The 19,681-nt window shown below is 57.5% G+C and carries 19 protein-coding genes; 9 read left to right on the forward strand and 10 right to left on the reverse strand.

The features are described 5' to 3' along the window. Positions 1-21 precede the first annotated feature (21 nt). Entirely contained in the window at positions 22-2,070 is a 2,049-nt protein-coding gene (speA, locus tag HNI00_RS09720; RefSeq protein ID WP_316792834.1) for a biosynthetic arginine decarboxylase, read from the reverse strand. Between the two features lie 437 nt (positions 2,071-2,507). Here speA and ndk point away from each other — a divergent pair, with 437 nt between their 5' ends. Then, complete coding sequence (gene ndk, locus HNI00_RS09725; RefSeq protein ID WP_172354111.1) at positions 2,508-2,957, forward strand: nucleoside-diphosphate kinase; 450 nt, start codon at positions 2,508-2,510, stop codon at positions 2,955-2,957. Positions 2,958-3,410: 453 nt separating this feature from the next. On the opposite strand, the gene HNI00_RS09730 is transcribed toward ndk, so the two are convergent. Next, entirely contained in the window at positions 3,411-5,243 is a 1,833-nt protein-coding gene (locus HNI00_RS09730) for a protein kinase domain-containing protein (protein ID WP_316792836.1), read from the reverse strand. 246 nt (positions 5,244-5,489) lie between these two features. Between HNI00_RS09730 and HNI00_RS09735 the strand changes: the two genes are divergently transcribed. The 3 genes from HNI00_RS09735 to HNI00_RS09745 all read left to right on the forward strand — a co-directional run bounded on the left by HNI00_RS09735 (position 5,490) and on the right by HNI00_RS09745 (position 7,773). After that, positions 5,490-6,698, forward strand: coding sequence for an amidohydrolase family protein (locus HNI00_RS09735; protein WP_316792838.1), 1,209 nt, complete (start codon positions 5,490-5,492; stop codon positions 6,696-6,698). A gap of 114 nt (positions 6,699-6,812) precedes the next feature. After that, positions 6,813-7,169, forward strand: coding sequence for a DUF29 domain-containing protein (locus tag HNI00_RS09740; protein WP_316792839.1), 357 nt, complete (start codon positions 6,813-6,815; stop codon positions 7,167-7,169). Positions 7,170-7,338: 169 nt separating this feature from the next. Next, positions 7,339-7,773: a gamma-glutamylcyclotransferase family protein gene (locus HNI00_RS09745; protein WP_316792841.1), complete on the forward strand. Its 435-nt coding sequence runs from the start codon at positions 7,339-7,341 to the stop codon at positions 7,771-7,773. Here the strand turns inward: HNI00_RS09745 and HNI00_RS09750 are convergent. The 8 genes from HNI00_RS09750 to HNI00_RS09785 form a co-directional block, all read right to left on the reverse strand. Next, positions 7,720-8,331, reverse strand: a complete 612-nt coding sequence (locus tag HNI00_RS09750) for an anthranilate synthase component II (RefSeq protein WP_297077454.1) — start codon at positions 8,329-8,331, stop codon at positions 7,720-7,722. The two genes, HNI00_RS09745 and HNI00_RS09750, sit on opposite strands and share 54 nt — an antisense overlap. A gap of 37 nt (positions 8,332-8,368) precedes the next feature. Further along, positions 8,369-8,836, reverse strand: coding sequence for a diacylglycerol kinase family protein (locus HNI00_RS09755; RefSeq protein WP_297077456.1), 468 nt, complete (start codon positions 8,834-8,836; stop codon positions 8,369-8,371). Between the two features lie 281 nt (positions 8,837-9,117). Further along, on the reverse strand, positions 9,118-9,741 hold the full coding sequence (ybeY, locus tag HNI00_RS09760) for an rRNA maturation RNase YbeY (protein WP_316792844.1): 624 nt from the start codon (positions 9,739-9,741) through the stop codon (positions 9,118-9,120). A 7-nt stretch (positions 9,742-9,748) separates the two neighbouring features. Beyond that, positions 9,749-9,970: a DUF3285 domain-containing protein gene (locus tag HNI00_RS09765; RefSeq protein ID WP_172354119.1), complete on the reverse strand. Its 222-nt coding sequence runs from the start codon at positions 9,968-9,970 to the stop codon at positions 9,749-9,751. Between the two features lie 294 nt (positions 9,971-10,264). Then, positions 10,265-11,407 (reverse strand): ABC transporter ATP-binding protein, encoded by a 1,143-nt coding sequence (locus HNI00_RS09770; protein ID WP_316792846.1) that lies wholly within the window; start codon positions 11,405-11,407, stop codon positions 10,265-10,267. A gap of 127 nt (positions 11,408-11,534) precedes the next feature. Next, entirely contained in the window at positions 11,535-12,326 is a 792-nt protein-coding gene (locus HNI00_RS09775) for an ABC transporter permease (RefSeq protein ID WP_316792847.1), read from the reverse strand. A 10-nt stretch (positions 12,327-12,336) separates the two neighbouring features. Beyond that, a complete protein-coding gene (locus HNI00_RS09780; RefSeq protein WP_316792848.1) occupies positions 12,337-13,224 on the reverse strand; it encodes an ABC transporter permease in 888 nt (295 codons plus the stop codon). Positions 13,225-13,360: 136 nt separating this feature from the next. Next, the gene (locus tag HNI00_RS09785) at positions 13,361-14,509 is read right to left on the reverse strand and encodes an ABC transporter substrate-binding protein (protein WP_420156343.1); all 1,149 of its coding nucleotides are present in this window, start codon (positions 14,507-14,509) and stop codon (positions 13,361-13,363) included. Positions 14,510-14,843: 334 nt separating this feature from the next. On the opposite strand from HNI00_RS09785, the gene cobO reads away from it, so the two are divergent. The 5 genes from cobO to HNI00_RS09810 all read left to right on the forward strand — a co-directional run bounded on the left by cobO (position 14,844) and on the right by HNI00_RS09810 (position 19,370). Further along, positions 14,844-15,533, forward strand: coding sequence for a cob(I)yrinic acid a,c-diamide adenosyltransferase (gene cobO, locus HNI00_RS09790; RefSeq protein WP_316792851.1), 690 nt, complete (start codon positions 14,844-14,846; stop codon positions 15,531-15,533). A 167-nt stretch (positions 15,534-15,700) separates the two neighbouring features. After that, complete coding sequence (pirA, locus tag HNI00_RS09795) at positions 15,701-15,814, forward strand: arginine synthesis PII-interacting regulator PirA (protein ID WP_449369351.1); 114 nt, start codon at positions 15,701-15,703, stop codon at positions 15,812-15,814. Positions 15,815-16,548: 734 nt separating this feature from the next. Then, positions 16,549-16,743, forward strand: coding sequence for an NblA/ycf18 family protein (locus tag HNI00_RS09800; protein WP_068512792.1), 195 nt, complete (start codon positions 16,549-16,551; stop codon positions 16,741-16,743). A 501-nt stretch (positions 16,744-17,244) separates the two neighbouring features. Continuing rightward, positions 17,245-18,120: a universal stress protein gene (locus HNI00_RS09805; RefSeq protein WP_316792854.1), complete on the forward strand. Its 876-nt coding sequence runs from the start codon at positions 17,245-17,247 to the stop codon at positions 18,118-18,120. A 71-nt stretch (positions 18,121-18,191) separates the two neighbouring features. Next, the gene (locus HNI00_RS09810; protein ID WP_316792855.1) at positions 18,192-19,370 is read left to right on the forward strand and encodes a 1-acyl-sn-glycerol-3-phosphate acyltransferase; all 1,179 of its coding nucleotides are present in this window, start codon (positions 18,192-18,194) and stop codon (positions 19,368-19,370) included. Positions 19,371-19,681: the final 311 nt, after the last annotated feature.

Raw genomic sequence — 19,681 nt, forward strand, 5'->3', positions numbered from 1 at the left:
TTCTTCCCTTTTCCTCCTTCCCTACGAGGTCAAGTACGTATACCGACTGAGCGATCGCTCGTAGTTTTGCAATAGCAGTTGCGCTTCTTGCAGGGTGATGCGTCGCTCTTGCAGGGCGGCTTCGCTCTGGCGGCGGATGCTCTCGATCAGGTCTTCCGAGTCGTATTGCACATAGCCCAGCACCTCGGTCATGGTGTCGCCCTTGACGACGTGTTCGATTTGGTAGCCCTTGGGCGTGAGCTGGATATGTACTGTATTCGTGTCGCCAAACAGGTTGTGCAGGTTGCCCATGATTTCCTGATACGCGCCCCCTAGAAATAGCCCCAGATAATACGGCTCCGTTGTCTGGAGTTCAGAATTCGCGTCTGATCCCTGCCCCCTGACCAGGGGATGCAGTTCCAGCACTGACTTGACATCGCGCAGGTCGATGAATTGGTCAATTTTGCCGTCGCTGTCGCAGGTGAGGTCGGCCAGTGTGCCCCGGCAGGTGGGTTCCTCGTCGAGGCGGTGGATCGGCATGATGGGGAACAACTGGTCGATGGCCCAGCTATCAGGGGCGGATTGGAAGACGGACAGGTTGACGTAGTAGATCGATGCCATGATCTTTTCCAGGTCTTCCAGATCGTCGGGCACATAGTCCTGCTGGCGGGCGATTTCCAGAATCTTGGCGCAGCAAGCCCAGTAGAGCCGCTCGGCCCGCGATCGCTCTACCAGGCTGAGATAGCCAAACCCAAACAGGCTGATGGCTTCGTCTTTGAACTGGGTCGCGTCGTGATAGGCCTCTTGATACGTGTCGGCGCTGATGGACTGCCAGGTTTCGTAGAGGTTTCGCAGAATCAGATGGTCGTCGTCGGTGGTGGGTTCGGGTTCCTCGGCGATGACATCGCTGGTGCCCAGCACGTCGAACACGAGAACGGACTGATGGGAGGCGATCGCCCGGCCGCTTTCGCTAATCAGCGTGGGCATGGGTACGTCGCGTTCTTCGCAGGCTTCCTTCACCTCTGCCACCACGTCGTAGGCGTAGTTCTGCATATTGTAGTTTTTGGAGGCGTAGAAGTTGGTCTTGGAGCCGTCGTAGTCTACGCCCAGTCCGCCGCCTACGTCCAGATAGCGCATATTCGCGCCCAGTTGCGCCAGTTCTACAAAAATCTGGCTGGCTTCCCGAATTGCGTCTTTGATTACATTGATGGCAGGAATTTGGGAGCCGATGTGATAGTGCAATAGCTGCAAACAACTCAGCATGTCGGCGGCGCGGAGCTTTTCTACGGCCTGGATGATTTCAGGCACAGTGAGGCCGAACTTAGCGCGATCGCCCGCCGATCCGCCCCAGCGCCCGATGCCCTTGGCGCTCAGCTTGGCCCGCACGCCCACAATCGGCATGATTCCCAGCTTGCGGCTCTCGGCAATCACCAGGTCTACTTCTTCCACCTGCTCCAGCACGACGATCACCGTCTTGCCCAACTGCTTTGCCAGGATTGCCGTTTCGATATATTCCTGATCTTTATAGCCGTTGCAGATCAGCAGCGACCCCGGCGTGTCGAGCAGCGCCAGGGCAATCATCAGTTCTGGCTTTGACCCCGCCTCTAGCCCAAACTGGTAGGGCTTGCCGAAACGCACCAGGTCTTCGATCAGATGCCGCTGTTGGTTGCATTTCACCGGAAACACGCCGCGATAAACGCCTTGGTAGTTGTAGCGGGCGATCGCCTTGGCAAAGGCAGCATTGAGCCGCTGAATCCGGTCTTCCAAAATATCTGAAAAGCGAATCAGCAGCGGCAGTCCCAAATTTCGCTGCTTCAGCGCTCGCACTAATTCGTATAGATCTAGCGAACCGCCGCGATCGCCCTGCGGAGAGACGGTGACGTGTCCTGCCGCGTTGATCGAAAAATACGGATCGCCCCAGCCCTTGATGCGGTACAGTTCCTCGCTGTCTTCAATCGTCCAGCCCGACTTCACACGCCCCGTCTCTGGAGTCGGCAGCTTGGTGATACGTCGGTCTCGCGGCGTTTCTGCGAGCTTTCCCCCTCCGGGTTCTTCCACATCGCTGGCAAAGAGTTTGGGTTTTACTTCCATCAAGTTTTTCCTCTAGAACATGAGCTAAATCACAAGCAGTGAGCCGCAAAAGCAGTGTCCCAGGTTTTTCCAGTTTTTTCCAACAGTTTGGGGTGTCGCACGACGCACGACACCCCATCCAGGTCTGCATTTCTTAAGCTCAGCTTAAGTCTAGCGTATTTCCCTGAGAAAGCTCTGTATCCTTTGTCGCGCAAGGCTTTGGTTAAGCTTCGATTAAGTCTTGAGAGGAAGCCCCGATGACCATCGCCCCCGACTCTTTACAAAAGGCCATCTTTTTCTGAGCATAGAGAAGGCGCATAGAGAAGGCTTGCAAGGGTTCTGCCTGGAATTCCCTACCTGGAATTCCCTGCTTGGAATTTCCCAGTTGGAATGTCCTGATTGGAACCCCCCGCTCGGAATGCAGTTAGGAGTTATTTGGAGTATTTGGAGTAACTATTGTGGAACGCACCTTTATCGCAATCAAACCCGATGGCGTGCAGCGCGGGCTGGCCGGCGAAATCATCCGCCGCTTTGAGACGAAAGGCTTTACCCTGGTGGGGCTGAAGTTTTTGCAGCCCAGCCGCGAACTGGCGGAGCAGCACTACGCGGTTCACAAGGAGCGCCCCTTTTTCGCGGGTCTGGTGGACTTTATCACTTCGGGGCCGGTGGTGGCGATGGTGTGGGAAGGTGACGGCGTGATTGCCTCGGCCCGCAAGCTGATCGGCGCAACCAACCCGCTGAATGCCGAACCGGGCACGATTCGCGGCGACCTGGGTGCAAACATTGGCCGCAATATCATCCACGGTTCCGATGCGCCAGAAACGGCGGAGTATGAAATCGGCCTCTGGTTTAAGCCGGAGGAACTGGTGAACTGGACTCCGACGATCATGCCCTGGGTGCATGAGTAGGGCGATCGCCCGTTTTTGCCCATTTGGTTGATTGTTGGATGGGTTGAAACGACTGGCGAACCAGCAATCCTTGGGGGAAGCCTTCCCCCAAACCCCCTGCTTGGGGGACGAAGCGCGTCCCCCAAACCCCCTCCGACCTCGGTATCGGCGGTGTCCGTTAACATTTTGTCCGTCTGCAATTCGGTCGGCATATTGCCAGACGGCTCTGGGCAGAGTTGTTCTGGAAAAGCCTGCGAAAAGAACGCTGCGTGATTCTCTCAGGAAGACGCTGCGCGATCGCCCTTATTACCCCTGCAATGCGAAGCAACCTCTCACTCTCACCGACAAGCCCTTAGGAGGGGGTGCGGGGGACGCTTCGTCCCCTGCAAAAGGGGGGTTGGGGGATATCCCCCCAAGGCTGTTTGGCTCGCCAGTCGCCTCAATCACACACCCGCGTCCAAAGGATCGCAGATCCTAACGTCGCCAGAGCTTAATCGTGCGATCGCGGCTTCCCGAAATCAAAATCTGGCTATCGGTCGTAAAGGCGATCGCATTCACTTCGCGGGTATGCCCCGCCAGCGTGTGGCAGAGTTTGCCGTCGGGCAGGCTCCACAGCTTTACCATGTGGTCGCTGCTGCCGCTGGCGAGGAGGGTTCCGTCGGGGCTGAGGGCGATCGCCTTTACCCAGTCGTGGTGTCCGTTGAGCATCTGCACCTTGCGCGTCTCAAAGTTCCACAGGCGGATGCTGTGGTCGCTGCTGGCGCTGACCAAGATCGACCCATCTGCACTAAAGGCGATCGCATTCACATCGCGGCTGTGCCCTTCCAGCGTTTTCAGAAGTTCCCCCGTGTACAGGTTCCACAGGCGAATCGTGTTGCCGCTGCTGCCGCTGGCCAGCAGGCGACCGTCGGGGCTAATGGCGACACAGGTGACTGCACGGGGTTCTTCTAGCGTGCGGACGAGCCGTCCCGTCGCCAAGTGCCACAGCCGAATGGTGTGCTGGTCGCTGCCGCTGACTACCGTTTGCCCATCGGGACTGACCGCCACCGCCAGCGACACGATCGAATCCGACGGGTCGTTTAGCGTCCGCAGCAGTTCGCCGTTTTCCGGATTCCACACCCGCAGCGTATCATCCAGGCTGCCGCTGATGAGCCGCTGCCCGTCGGGGCTAAACGCCAGCGACACCACCGGTTCCGTATGCCCCAGCAGAATGCCGGTAGATTTGTCGGTTTTCACGTCCCACAGCCGAATCGAGCCGTCGAAGCTGGCGCTGGCAAACTGCTGATTGCGCGGGTTGAGGGCGATCGCCGCCACGGCCTGTTTATGCTCACACAGCGTCCGCATACAGCGCCAGGGCGATCGCTGGGGCAGAACCGTAGCGGCGGGGATCATCGGCGCAGACGGACGATAGGGCAGGGCGAAAGACACCTGCGCGGGTTCCAGATCGTGCAAGACGGCGCTGGCGGCGGCGTATCGGCGGCTAATGGCCGGCTCGATCATCCGGTCTATCACCAGAGCCAGGTCATCGCTGACGGATTGCATCAGGTGGTCGCGCCACAGCCAGCGCCCTTCGACAAAGCAGTACAGGTCGATGGGCGGCACCTCGGTCATCAGGTGAATGCAGGTAACTCCGAGGCTATAGAGGTCGCTGGCGAAGGTGGCTTTGCCTGCGACTTGTTCCGGTGCAGAATAGCCCGCACTGCCGATGACTGTCCCTGTTTTGCTGAGGCTGGAAGCCGTTGTCATTTTCGATGCGCCAAAGTCCACTAGGGTCAGCGTTTCCGTGTGGCGATCGCGAATAATATTGTCGGGTTTAATGTCGCGGTGGATCACCTGATGATCGTGGACAAACTGCACCACGGGCAGCAGACCCCGCAGCAGATGCCGGATCTGGTCTTCGTCAAACGCGCCCGCTTGCAGCAGTTCTCGCGTCAGCGGATGTCCGTCTACATAGGTCTGGATCAGATACGGGTAGCCGTTATGAATAAAGTGCGCCAGCAGTTTGGGAATTTGCGGGTGCTGCCCCAGTTCGTCGAGCCGCTCGGCCTCCCGCTGAAACAATTCCTCCGCTTTGGCGGCGTGGCGCGTCCCCGGCTTGGGCGGAAAAAGCTGCTTGATGACGCAGCGCGGCCGCGAGGGCAGATATTCATCCACCGCCAAAAACGTCCGCCCAAACCCGCCCGCCCCCAGCGGTTCCAGCGCCCGATAGCGATCGCCCAGCACCAGTTCCATCCCGCAACTCTGGCAAAAGCGGCGATCGCCCACATTGCGGGGATTGGCACAGTTCGGGTTGAGGCAATAGCTCACGGAGGGTTGCAGGGAGAGGTGAATGGGGTTGGGGAGGGGGTTTGGATTTTGGATTTTGGATGTTGGGGTGGGGCGGAGGGGCTGCCCTGTGCAGGATGGGCTAATCAGACTAGAAAGAGGACTGGACAGTAATCAGCAAATTGTGAATGTTCTACGACAATTTTCCATCGCGTGGGATTAGAATCGCCACATCTCGCTATTGAATGTCACGTCACGTCTGTCCTATCCCACCCCAACCCGCTGCCGATGCTGGAATTCACTGACTGCGTTGTGCTGCATGGCCCAGAGCTAGAGCCGCACTGGTGCGATCGCCTCACCGTCTCCGCCGACACCATCACCCGCCTAGAACTGGGCACCCCTTGCCTTAGTCTGGAGCGGGGGACGCAGGTCATCGTGCCCGCGTTTTACAATAGCCACACCCACATGGGCGACTCCTGCCTGCCCGACGGCGCAACGGGCATGACGCTGGAGCAGGGCTTCTTTCGTCCCCACGGCTACAAATATCGCGAGCTAGCGAAACAAACCCCAGCCGAACACCTGGGTCACATCACCGCCCACCTGCGCTACATGGCCCGCACGGGCACCATTGGCCACATCGACTTTCGGGAGCAGGGGGTCGATGGCAGCGGGCTATTGCGTCGTGCCTCGGCAGAAACGGGGGTGCGCTCGGTGGTGCTGGGTCAGTTTAATGAGTTGCCCTTCACCGCCGCCCAGCTTCAGGAAAATCAGGCGGCGTTGCCAGAGGAGTCCCTGGCGGAACTGGCGGCCGTGCTGGCGATCGCCGACGGTTTTTCCGAAAGCACCATGAACGACCTCACCGATGCCGCCTGGGTGCAAATCCGCCAAATCACTGAAGCCCAGGGCAAGCTGCGGGCGATTCACTGCCTGGAAAACGACGGCTATCGGGAGGTGAGCCTGGCTGTCACGGGGCGCGGCGACCTGGAGCGGGCGCTGGATCTGTATCAGCCGCATCTGGTGATCCACGCCACCGTCGCCAACGATGCCGAAATCGCCCTGATGAGTCAGCACCGCGTCAACATTGCCCTGAATCCCCGCGCCAATGCCAACCTGGGGCTGCCGCTGCCGCCCATCGCTAAATTGTTGGAAAGCAACGCCAATCTGCTGCTGGGCACGGACAACGGCCTGCTCAATAGCCCCAATCTGTTTGCCGAACTGGATTTCACCTATAAAGTCGCCAAGAGCCAGTATGGGGATGCCATCCGCCCCGATCCCAGAGCGATTCTGAAAATGGTGACGACCAACGTGCGATCGCTCCTCGGCGGCGACACCTACGGCTATCTAGAACAGGGGCTTCCTGCGGATTTTGTCGTGCTGGATTTTACCCAACCGCACCTCCGTGCCAGTCGCCACATTCCTGCCAGTATCGTTACTCGCGTCACGCCGGCCGACGTGTTGGCCACGGTTCGTCAGGGCAAGGTGTTGTTTGGAGAGTGAAGAGTGAAGAGGGAAGAGGGAAGAACGAAGAGGGAAGAACGAAGAACGAAGAACGAAGAGCGAAGAGGGAAGAGGGGTTGGATTTTGGAGAAGTTTGCATGATGGGGGATGGGTATGGCGGAGTTTCCAGCGAAAGCTACGCTCTATGACCAAGATTTTTGCCTCTGGATAGACGAAACTGCGGCTAAGCTGCGGGCAGGCGAGTTTGGCACTGTGGACTGGGCGCATTTGATTGAGGAGGTTGAGGCCTTGGCCAAGCGCGATCGCCGCGAGCTAGAAAGCCGCCTGCGAGTGCTGTTGAGTCATTTGCTGGAGCGGGTTTATGTTAAGTCTCCAGAGGATTATCGGGGTTGGGAAAATACGATCAAAGAACAGCGCAGCGAAATCCAACTGCTGCTCAAAGATTCGCCCAGCCTCAAGGGGTATCTCACCGAGATTTTTGAAGCGTCTTGGCGCTATGCTGCTGGATAGGTGAAGGACGACTATCCTGATGTTGCCCTGCCTGCCCATTGTCCGTTTCCCCCAGAGCTTGAACCCCTGCTGACGCAAAAGTTCTGGCTGGCTAATCCGCCTGGGCAAAACGCGGGAAACTAAAGATAACCCCTAGATAAACCCTGCATCTCTCCCTTTTCCTTACAAAATGCTTTCTCCCGACCTGCTGCATGTTTTTGTCTACGGTACGCTGAAACCCGGCGAATATTTCTATCCGCGCTACTGTGAGGGCAAAGTGGTGGCCAGCGTAGAGGCGATCGCCCTGGGCACGCTCTATGACTTGCCAATGGGATATCCGGCGCTTACGCCTGGGGAAGACCCCGTTTATGGCTATGTGCTGTCCTTTGCGGATTTTGGCGTGCTGGCGGCGCTGGATGAACTAGAGGGCTATGATCCCGACGGCTCGCCGCTGCTAAACGAATACGAGCGATCGCTGACCACGGTGTATGACCTGAACCGGGAGCCGCTGGGCCAGGCCTGGCTCTACTGGATGGCGACGAAACAGGCAGAACAGCTTGGCGGCACGCGCCTAGCCTACGGCCGCTGGACGGGGCGGAATCTGCCGCAGAAAGTTTCGCAATAGCTGTTTGCCTTGGTCGGTCAGAATGCTTTCGGGATGAAACTGCACGCCCTGGAGGTGCGGAAATTCTCGATGGCGCACACCCATAATCGTGCCGTCTTCCACCCAGGCGGTGACTTCTAGCACGTCGGGGCAGGTTTCCCGATCCACCACCAAGCTGTGGTAGCGCGTCGCCGTCATGGGGCTGGGGATGCCCTCAAACACGCCCACGCCCGTATGCTCGATGGCGGACGTTTTGCCGTGCATTAGCTCTGCTGCCGAAGTCACCTGGCCACCAAACACCTGCCCAATCCCCTGATGCCCCAGGCACACGCCCAGCAGCGGCAGTTCCGGCCCCAGTTCTGCAATCACCTGCGGCGAGATGCCTGCATCCTCCGGCCGACCGGGCCCTGGCGAGATGACGATGCCGTCGGGCTGCAATTGCCGAATCTCTTCGACGGTGATCTCGTCGTTGCGATAGACCCGGATATCGGCTGCGACGGGCAGTTCTTCCCCCAGTTCCCCCAGATATTGCACCAGGTTGTAGGTAAAGCTGTCGTAGTTGTCGATGACCAGGATCATGAGGAATGAAGGGTTGGAAAGTGGGGATCGTGTGCAGTTAAACCAGCCCTAGCACCGCCAGCAGCGGGGGCAGCAGCAGTGAGCCAGCGACTAACAGAGCGGCGATCGCCGAAATTAGCACGGCCCCAGCGGCGCAGTCTTTGGCGGTTTTGGCGAGTTCATGATAAGTCTGCTTGACGGTGAGATCAACGACAGACTCTAACGCGGTGTTCAGCAGTTCCATCGTCAGCACCAGCCCGCTCGTGAGACCGATAATCGCAATTTCGACCCGGCTCAGTTGGAGCCAGAGGCTCAGACCAATGGCGATCGTGCCCACCAAGAGATGAATCCGAAAATTTCGCTGCGTAAAAAAAGCGTAGGTCAGCCCCGCCCAGGCGTATCGAAAGCTAACAAACAGGCTGGATGCCACTTTCCAGGACAACTCCCGATTGGGCTTGCTAGGAAAGGGAATCGGGGGGGGCGGTGGAACAACCTGAAAGTTTTCGGTGGAGAGTGGCTGAGGCATAGGAACCGTTGCGACTTGAATAGGGATAAGACAGAAATCTAGGCATTGACCAGTAGGCGATCGCTGAGTAACGTCAGATAAAAAATCGGACTAGTGTCGAGAAAAGCGCTCAAGTAGCGTCAGAGGCTAGATCGGCGACGATAGCCCTGCGGGTCGCTCATCGTCTCGCTTCGTCAATCGTTCAGAAATCATGCAATAGCGATCATTCAGACTTCGCCAATCATCAGGATGCCCAGTTCCAAATGGCAATGGACACAGTGGCAAGAGACACGACTCCCTGGTTAATCATACTGAACCTCCAGTGCAACAGTTTGTAGCAGATTAACTTGTTGCTGCAACATTTTTTGGAGGTGGGCCTCGTCGGGATGATCCCATCCCAGCAGGTGCAGCAGTCCGTGGGTCGCCAGCCAGGCTAGTTCTTCGGTCAGCGTGTGGTTGCGCTGTTGGGCCTGGGCAGCGGCGGTATCCAGCGAGATGATGATGTCGCCCAGAGGGAAGGGTTCTTCGGCAAGCAGCTCGGCAGGCAGCGTCACGCCAGACTCCGTTGCGGAAAACGACAGCACATCCGTTGGGCGATCGATCTGGCGGTATTGAGCATTGAGCTGGTGAATCTCGGCATCGGTGGTCAGCCGCAGACTCAGCTCATACGCGCCAATGGGAGAGAGATCGGGCGCGAGTGCCGTAAGCCAGGTGTGGAACCAAGTGATCCAGGTGTCCTGGGAAATGGGAGAGGCGATCGCCCCCTCCTCCTGCACGTCCACCTCAACTGAGATTTCCTGTGAGGTTTCCTGTGAGGTTTCCTGAACAGGCTGGGCTTCAGGGACTCCAATCCATACTTCAGCAGCCGAACGCGCCACTCCGGAGGCTTCTGGGATATCGGCTCGACCCGGAAATTCTGGAATCATCGCCCCTTCACCGCGTTAGGTAGGCCAGCCCCACCAGCAGCCCCAACAGTCCCACAGTGGTCAAAGCAAAATGCTTGAGCGACGTGCCCCGCTTGCGAACCATGTTCCGCATGGCCAGTTTCACATAGCTGGGCGGCGGCTCCGATGGCGCAGCCTGTGCAGGATTGGGAGCATCGGCAACACCAGCAAGCGCTTCCTCCGACGAGGCGGGTTGCGAACGTTCACTCATAAACTAAAGCCCCTGGCTCAACGCATAGAATTCGCGTACCAGAATAACTCTAAACCATCCCCTAATGTAACGAACTGTGGACTTAATGTTAAATCTCTGTTAAACCTTTCAACGCTGAAGCCTTTCAGAAGCTTCCCATCATTTGCCATCCTCAGCGTTGACTCTCACGATTCCAGCTTTCTCGTCTTGGCGAACCGCGCACACGCTTTGACCCTTTGCTCGCCCAGCGACCTGCTCGCCCAGCGACTTATTCGCCCAGCGAAACGGGAACCCGGTCGGCTACTCGATGCTGTTTTAATCGCGCACCGGATCTTCAACATTCAAAGCCGCTGAACGCTGGATAGGCTTAGGCGCTTCTTCGATCGTCAGCACGCGGCACTGATCTGGCGGGAAGCTCAACTGCACCAGTTGCCCAGCGGCAAATGCTTCTGCCTGACCTGTCGGCACGTCCACATTCAAATAAAACTCGCCCACCAGCACCGACAGTCGCACCGCTGAGCCAAGGAAGGTTCGACCTGTGATCAACCCGCTCAGCAGATTGGTATTGGGCGGGGCGGTTTGCTCTGGCGGCTGGGCGGTGATGCTCTCTGGGCGCACCAGCACCACCACGCGGCTGCCATCGGGTAGGTTTGTCGGCTGCGTCTGCAAAAACTCGTCGGGCAGGCTGGTGTTGGGGTGAGTGTCGATGCGGACTTTGCCGTCTACCCAAAAGCCAGGGATCTGGTTCATTGCGCCAATGAAGGAGGCTGTAAACGCAGTGCTAGGGGTGAGGTAAATCTCTTCTGGTGTGCCCAGTTGCTCGATTTTCCCCTGGGACATGACCACGACGCGATCGCTCACACACAGCGCCTCTTCTTGGTCATGGGTGACAAACAGCGTGGTGATGCCCAACTGCTGCTGAATCCGGCGAATTTCGTTGCGGAGCTGCACACGCACCTTGGCATCCAGCGCCGACAGGGGTTCGTCGAGCAGCAACACCTGCGGCGAGATGGCCAGCGCCCGCGCCAGGGCCACCCGCTGCTGCTGTCCGCCCGAAAGCTGATGGGGAAAGCGATCGCCCATACTGCCCAGCCCCACCAGTTCCAGCATTTCCTCCACGCGCCGCTGCTGCTCTCCCCGGTTCATTTTCCGCAGGCCCAGCCCAAAGGCAACATTCTGCGCCGCCGTCATGTGGGGAAACAGGCTGTAGGACTGAAACACCATGCCCATGTCTCGCCGATTTGCCGGAATCCGCGTGATATCCTGCCCGTTTAGCAAGATCGTGCCGCTGGTTGGTTTCTCAAACCCCGCAATCATCCGCAAAATCGTCGTCTTGCCGCAGCCCGACGGCCCCAGCAGCGACACAAACTCGCCCGACTGAACCTGCAAATCGACCCCGCGAACTGCCAGAGTTGTGCCGCCGTAGGACTTGGAGAGTTGGTTGAGGGAGAGGTGCATGGGAAAAAAGAAGAGGGAAGAACGAAAAATGAAGAGGGAAGAAGGAAAAATGAAGAGGGGCGATCGCGCTCTTTTTGGGACTCGGTTTTCAATGCTGCTTTCAATGCTGCAATTATCACGGCTGCGACTATCGCGGCCCGCCTAACTGTCCGCTGCTGCCGCGGCCCAGCAGTTGCACGATGCCGATTGCGCCCCAGGTGAGGGCAAAGCTAACGACGGCGAGGGCAGAGGGTTCGTAGACTTTGCTGCTGGCGAGCAGGTTCATGTAGGGGCCGAAGGCGGGCTGGGCCAGCAGGGCGGCGATGGTGAACTCGCCCATCACGATGGCAAAGGTGATGAAGGCTCCGTTCAGCAGGGCGACGCGCAGGTTGGGGAAGATGACGCGCAGGATGACCGCAGGCCAGCTTGCGCCGAGGCTTTGGGCGGCTTCGGTGAGGGTCTGCACGTTGATGGCTCGCATCCCGGTGTCTACGGCGCGATACATATAGGGAAAAGAGAGGACGACGTAGGCGACGGTGAGCAAGATCCAGCCACCTGTGCGCGTGTTGAGTAGCGTGGTGCTGTAGGTGCGGATTAGACCAAAGACCAGCACCACGGCGGGGACGACGAAAGGCAGCAGCGTGATTAGCTCCATGACCGGGCGCATCCGGGGGAGTCGAAGCTGCACCCAGTAGGCCGTGGGAACGATTAGCAGCCAACTGAGGGCGATCGCCGCCAGCGCCGTCAGCGCTGAAAAGGTAAAGCTTTCAAAAAACTTGGGATCATTGAAGATGTTGCTGTAGGCGGCGAGGCTGAGGGTGTCTCGCTGGGCCCGCAGCGAAAAGTCAATGGTGGCGAGCAGCGGGATGGCGAAATACAGCGTGCCGATCGCCATCCATAGCCACGCCCAGAAATTGCCCCGCTTGGTCGAATCCATCATCCCCTCCTCCTCATCGCACCCACCTCGACGTGCGCCGCTGTAGCCAGGAATAGAGGGCGATCGACACAGCCATAATAAACACCATGCCCAGCGCCAGAGCATTGCCCAGACCCGGATTTTGCAGCGCGTCGCCCCGAATCTGCGCGTCGATTAGGATGGTGACCAGATTGATCTGTCCACCCGTCAGCGCGTAGGCCGTGGCGTGGGCCCCAAAGGCATTGCCAAACAGCAGAATCATTGTGCCCAGCAGCGACGGCATGAGAATTGGCAGCGCCACCTGCCGCCAATAGTCCCAGGAACTCGCGCCCAGGTTTTCCGCTGCCTCGCGCCATTCCCGCCGCAGCCCGTCGAAGGCTGGCACCAGGATCAGCACCGTCAGCGGAATCTGGAAATACAGATAGGTGAGCATCAATCCCCAAAATGTGTAGAGGTTGAAGCCCTGGGCGTAGAGATCTAGCCCAAGATTCTTCAGCCAGCCAGTCATCAGGCCCAGTCGCCCCAGCGTTGCAATGAAGGCAAAGGCCAGGGGAACCCCTGCGAAGTTGGATGCTACACCGGAGAAGGTGACCAGGGGCGATCGCACTTTTTCGGGCAAGCCACCCGCCGTCACCGCGTAGGCCATCAGCGCCCCCAGCAGACCGCCAATCAGCGCCGTCACAATGCTGAGGCGAATGCTGACGGCATAGGCGGACATGATGCTTGGCTGGCGCAAGTCCAGAATGTTTTGCAGCGTAAACTGTCCTGCATTGTCCTGAAAGCTGCGAACGGCGATCGACAGGGCCGGCAAGATCAAAAAGGCAAAGGCGAACGCGAAGAAGGGCACTAGACCGAGCCAGTCCCAGCGGCGATCGCCCTTCGCAGCCGATTGAATTGATTTCAGCGGTTGAACAAGCGTCATGATTGATGCAACAAAAGCCGCTATCTGACGACACAGCTTGGCACACGGTCTGACTTGGTAGTTCGATCAAGTGGTTCGATCGAATAGCCTGACTGAGCCAACCTCACCAACCAAGCAGCCAGAGAGCGGCAGAACCCTACTTCACATCCGCGCCGACCACGCTATCCCAGTTCTTGGTGATCTTGTCGTTGGCGGGAGTGATTTGCGCTGCGGTGGGAAATGCAGCCTTTTCGTAAATCGCAGCATCGGGCAGCTTTGCCTTCAGGTCTGCGGGAATCACGTCGCGCTTGTTTAGGTCGTCGAAGCGCACCGGACGCGAATAGCCCTTGAGCCAGATCAACTGCCCTTCGTCGGAATAGAGATGCTCCATCCACAGGCGAGCCGCATAGGGACGGGGCGCAAAGGCATTAATCGCCTGCACATAAACACCCGCCAGCAGTCCTGTTTTCGGCAGAATCACCGCGATTTCGGGATTGCCGCCTGTCGCGTCGCGGTTGGCCAGTGCGTTGTAGTCCCACCGCAGGGCGATCGGGGTTTCACCCTTGGCGATCGTTGCAGGCTTGGCGATCACAGGCAGGAAGTTGCCTGCGGCATTCATCTTTTTGAAAAACTCCAGACCTGGGCCTGGATCTTCCAGAGACCCCCCGTTGCCCAGCGCAGCTGCCCACACGGCGTTGATGGCTTGACCCGACTTGCGCGGATCGCCCGCCAGCGCCACCTTCCCCCGATATTCCGGCTTCAGCAGGTCGCTCCAGTCTTCTGGCAGCGTCTTTACCACGTCGGTATTCACCTCGAAGGACATCACGCCGTAATAATCCCCAAACCAGAAGCCTTCGGGATCTTTCAGTGCCGCTGGGATCGTATCCCAGGTTGCCACTTTATAGGGCTGGAGGAGTCCTTCTCGTTTTGCTTCTTCGCCAAACTTGAAGGCCACGTCAATTACATCAGGGTTCTGGGGGCCGCTGTTGCCTCGGTTAGCCTTGATGGCTTCAATTTCATCAGCAGAGCTTGCATCTGGGTTCAGGTCATTTAGCTTGATGAAGGGATACTTCTGCAAGAAGCTAGCCTTCATTTCTTTGTAGTTTGCCCAGTCGTCGGGTAGGGCGATTACGGAAAGCTCACCCTCAGCCTTGGCCCGCTCAATGATGGCCTCTAGCCCACCCGCTTCGGCCGCAGTCAACGGTAGCCCACCTGCCGCAGGGCTGGCTGCTGGAGAAGCACCCGCAGGGCTGGCAGCCGGAGAAGCCGTCGGAGTAGTGGTCGATTGGGTGCAGGATGCCAGAATCGCGCTACCAAATCCGGCAGCGCTCCAGCCCAGAAACGAGCGGCGGGAAACGCGCAGGGGAGATTTGGAGTGGGGGTCTTGACTCATGGGAAAGTTCTCTCAGTGCCGAAAGGTTCAAAATCATGCCAATGTTAAGTACATCACCAGGAGTTAAAGCAGCGATTACTGTCAGGCTAAGAACTGGTTAAAGCTGGCGTGTAGAATTATCAATGCCTGACAGATACTCCGTTACAATCCGCTAATTTCTAGTCTGTGGCTAACCTATGACCCACCTGTGACTATCCTGCGGCCTCTGCTATAGCATGGGGAGGTTCTCGTTTCAGGTTCTATGGTGATGACCGAAAACCTTGCCCTCACGCCCCAGGCTGACCAAGAAGCCGAGCAGCTTGACCAGGAGGCGACTGCGCCCGGCCTTAGTGATGAGCAGTATCGCCGCAAGATGCAGCGCCGGAAGGAGGTTCAGGAACAGCGGCTAGCAGAGCGATCGCTCACAAAAGGCCTCATCATCGTCCACACGGGCAATGGCAAAGGGAAGACGACTGCGGCCCTGGGCATGGTGCTGCGATCGCTCGGCCACGGGCATCGGGTCGCCATTGTGCAGTTCATCAAGGGCGCATGGGAACCTGCTGAAAAGACCGTGCTGCACCCCTGGACAGCGGGCGATCCGCCGCAGTTGGTCTTTCACGCAATGGGCGAAGGCTTTACCTGGGAAACGCAAGACCGCGGTCGCGACATTCAAAAAGCGCACGAAGCTTGGGAGACTGCCTTGACCTATATTCAAGATCCCGATGTCAAGCTGGTGCTGCTTGATGAGGTCAACGTTGCGCTAAAGCTGGGCTATCTGGCAGTGGATAGCGTGCTGGCCGGGCTAGCGCAAAAGCCAGAGGAGTCTCATGTCATCCTGACCGGGCGCGGCGCACCGCAGGCGCTGATTGACCGGGCGGATTTGGTGACAGAGATGACGCTGGTGAAGCATCCGTTTCGGGAGCAGGGTGTGAAGGCACAACCGGGAATTGAGTTTTAGGGCGATCGCCCACCAGCGCCCATGAATTCCTAATTTTTGTAGCAAAAGCTACCGTTTTTTGTGGGCGATGCTATTCTGAAGAAAGTGTTTCTCTATTATCTTCATCAGAATTGCAAATGTTGGGACTTAACAGAAAAAATCGGGTTTCTCGCGAACAGGTTGCTCAGATGCACCACGACAACCTGCGCCAAAATATTCAGCGTCGTCTGGAAGCTGCTCGCGCCAAGGGCGACGAGGCGCTGGTGCGTCAGCTTGAAGCTGAAGCCGACTATATTGGCTAAGTTTTAGTGGAGCTAAGTCTCAGTGGCGTACAAGTTAGATCAGAGCCAGGTAAAAGGATTGATAGGATTTGCGCTGCTAGTTCCGACAGATCCAACCGACCTCTGATCAACGTTTTCCAATTTGGCAGATTACATAAATGGCGATCGCCTCTATCCCCAGGGCGATCGCCATTTTTTGTGTCTTATCTTACTGATCGCATCGCCCTAGTGTTACAAACGCTCTCATAATTGCCCCAAAACCCTATTCAGGCTTTCTTTAAGCTTTTTTTGCGTATTCCACCAAAGCCATACTGATGAATCTTTATAAGAAGTTCAGAACGATGTGATTTTTGTCAAGTCCTCAGGATGTTCAATCCGAACTTTTTTACATTTCTTCACTTGCTAAAAGTAACTCCAACCTGGTTGCACTTCGGCCGCCAGGAATGATCCATCAACCGGAGGATGGCGATCGCCCGACACACCGCACACACCCTGATGGACAAGCCAGCAGGAACCTTGACCAAGCATCGATTCAAAGATCTTGTCAAAGCTCTTGCCTAAGATTTCAAAGACTTACCCACGGGGGGACTGTGCATTTTGTCAAACGATTGTTATCTTTTTTAATAGAAAGGTGGAAGCATGGAGCCTGTTTTAGGGAACCCTACGAGGAACCTATCCAGCTAGCTTCCCAAGGAAGCTCGAAGCCAACCATGTTCGACTTCTGACGTTGTTTACCTCAGTCAAGGAGAATTCCAATGAACGAACGAATTGAACTCTCTCTGGAACAGCAGTTCAGCCTGCGGTCTTTTGAAACCCAGGTCGAAAACATGAGCCGAGAACAGGCCCAGCACTTCCTGGTCAAGCTCTACGAGCAGATGATGCTGAAGGATGCCACCTACAAGAGCCTGCTAAAGCACCAGTGGGGCATCGAAGGCGGGGCACAGTTCTAGTCCGCTAGAGTCGCAGTAGGCGACCTCCCTCTCTTGCTCGATTCCTGTCCTGTTGGGAAAGGAGCTGGGGATGCTGGGGCGTCCGCTCGATCTCAATCAATTTCAAAAGCCCGATTGCCTTCTCCGGTCTCTGCTGACTAGCGCTGAATCGTTGCAAATCCTCTAAACATTCCAGATTTTTTCTTGGCCCTGGCTCCTGTCAATCGTTTCAGGTTGCGCGTTTGAGCGGCGCACCGACAGTTACCTTGTGCCACTCCTTTCATGACTTTGCTGAGTAGTTGACCAAGAATCTACAGCCCAGTGCCGTTCCATCCTGGTTTCACCCGCCAAATAACAGCCCTGATGCCTATTTAACGTTTCGATAGAGTAGTTTCAGGGAAAAAGGGTTCGAGTTTTTCGCGTTGAGATGGTAGGGTTGGGTAGAGTTTTGCCGCGCCAACTTGCAGCCGTAACTCGCTAGGCAATTCTCACCATGCAGTTAATAGCGCCCCCTCATCGCGTATGTTCAAGCGTGCTTTGATTTGCACCGACTTTAAGGACGGACTCTATCGCTTCGCCCGCTTCGTCCCCAGCCTCTCGGCATCCGGGCTACAGCAGATTACGTTTTTACACACGGTTCCAGTTCTGGAGGGGCAAATCCCTCGTGAATCTGACAAGCCGTTTGTGGAGGCGCGAGAGCGTTTTGCAAAGCTGCTGGGTGATGTGCCTGCTGGGGTTGACGTGCAAGTTGAGGTGGCTTGGGGCAAGCCCGTCGAGCATATCCTTTCGGCCCGCAAGAAATATCAAAGCGATGTCGTCTTTATCGGAACTGCGGGAGATGGGCTGCTAAAGGAAAAGCTGTTTGGCAGCACGCCCGTCTCTCTCTGTCAGCAGGGAAACGTAGCACTCTTGATTCTGCGTCCCCAGTTGGTTTCTGCCTTCACCGAAGAGGAGCTAGACCTGCGGGCCCGACATCTGTTCCGCTACTTGCTCTTGCCCTATGATGGCAGCGAAGCCGGACAGGCCATGCTCCGCCAGGTGAAGCAACTGGCCGCCGATCGCCCCCCCGGAACCTTAGAGAAAGCTTTGCTGTTCACGTCTATTGAAGATGTGGCTCGTAGCTCTGTGTTGCGGGATGCAAAGCGCGAAGAGGCGGCGAAGAACCTGGAAGCGGCAAAGCGAGAGCTAGAGGCGCTAGGCGTGAAAACGGATATGGTGGTGGCGCATGGCAATGCGGTGACGCAAGCGCTGGAAACGGCAATTGATATCGACATTACGGCGATCGCCACGTCGTCCAAAAGCATCGGGCGATTGGTAGAACTGTCGGTTCCCAGCTTCACGGGCGATCTGCTGCGCCGAAGCTGGCACCCGATTCTGTTTTTCCCGCCGTCTCAGTGATTTGGCCCGATTCATTCACCCATTCCTAACGCCTCGACCCAGGCCTCTATTCAGCCCCCGCTCGCTCCGCTATGCCGGACTTTTATCCGCCTAAGCTGTCGCCGTCGCTGGTGTGGGCGGTTCAGCGTGCGTCGCCGCTCGTAGCTCGCTACTATCACAAAATGCGGCTAGAGGTGCAGCCGAGCTGCCTAGAGACGCTCCGCACGCTCCAGCCCCATCGCCTGCTGCTGCTGCCCAATCACCCCACCCACCATGACTGGATTGCGCTGTTTCTGCTGTCGGCGCGGTGGGGACAGGCGTTTCACTATCTGGCGGCGCACGAGCGGTTTGGCGGCGCGACGGGCTGGTTTCTTCAGCGGATGGGGGCGTATTCGCTGCGACGGGGATTGGGCGATCGCCCCAGCATTGCAAAAACGATGGAGTTACTCTCCCAGCCCCGCTGTCGGCTGGTGGTGTTTCCGGAGGGCGGCTTTTCCTTTCAAAATGACACAGTGATGCCGTTTCGGGCAGGCGCGGTGCAACTGGCAATGCAGGCGATGCAGCGGCAGGTGAAGCAGGGCATACCCGTCGAGGCGCTGGAGGATTTGTATGCCGTGCCGATTGCGCTGAAATATCGCTATCACGGCGATATGGCTCCGGTTATTGAACAAACCCTAAACCAGTTAGAAAAAGCGCTGTGGGTATTTCCCAGCAGCACCGACTGGTATGAGCGGCTGCTGGTGATTGGCGAGCAAGTGTTGCTGGGGTTTGAGCGCGACTATGGGCTGCCGATTGCAGAGACCGTGCGGCGATCGCGCCCTGACCGCATTCAGCAGGTCAAAGACCACATTTTGAACTATTGCGAATACACGCTGAAGATTGCGCCGAATCTCCACGAACCGCTGCGGGAGCGGGTCTATCGCATCCAGCGCAGCCTAGAGGCACAGGCAGAAACCCTGGATTTGCGAACCCAAGAGGCGATCGCCCGCGCTGCCGCCCAGTTGCTCAATTTCAACGCCATCTCCGACGGCTATGTGGCCGCTAACCCCACCCCAGAGCGATTTCTCGATACGCTCATTCGCCTAGAGCGAGCCGTGTTTGGCATCGACCAGCCACCCCCCAAGGGCGATCGCACGGTCATTCTCCGCGTCGGCGAACCCGTAAACCTGACGCAACACCTGGACGAGTATGCCCAAGACCGAACGCAGACCGTCGAGCAGCTAACCGAAAAGCTCCGCAGCACCGTCCAGGCCAACTTGGATCTCATCTAGATCAAGCATCTAGATCAAGCAACCCTAATCGCTCCAAGCCCTTAGTCTTCCTAAAGAGGGACTGACCCCCAAACCCACCCTGCGATAGCATTGCGGAACACGCTCTGATAGGACTTACCAACCTGAAGCATGGGCCTGATTCCCCCTTGCCCCCCTTAACAAGGGGGGAACCGAGCCTGATCCCCCCTCGCCCCCCTTAAATAGCCCCCCTTAAATAAAGGGGGAACCGAGCCTGATCCCCCCTCGCCCCCCTTGTTAAGGGGGGAACCGAGCCAGTCAGAAGTGCCCTTATTTTCAGGGAAGCGGCCCGT

This window comes from Thermoleptolyngbya oregonensis NK1-22, assembly GCF_032705245.1.
Classification (GTDB): domain Bacteria; phylum Cyanobacteriota; class Cyanobacteriia; order Elainellales; family Elainellaceae; genus Thermoleptolyngbya; species Thermoleptolyngbya sichuanensis.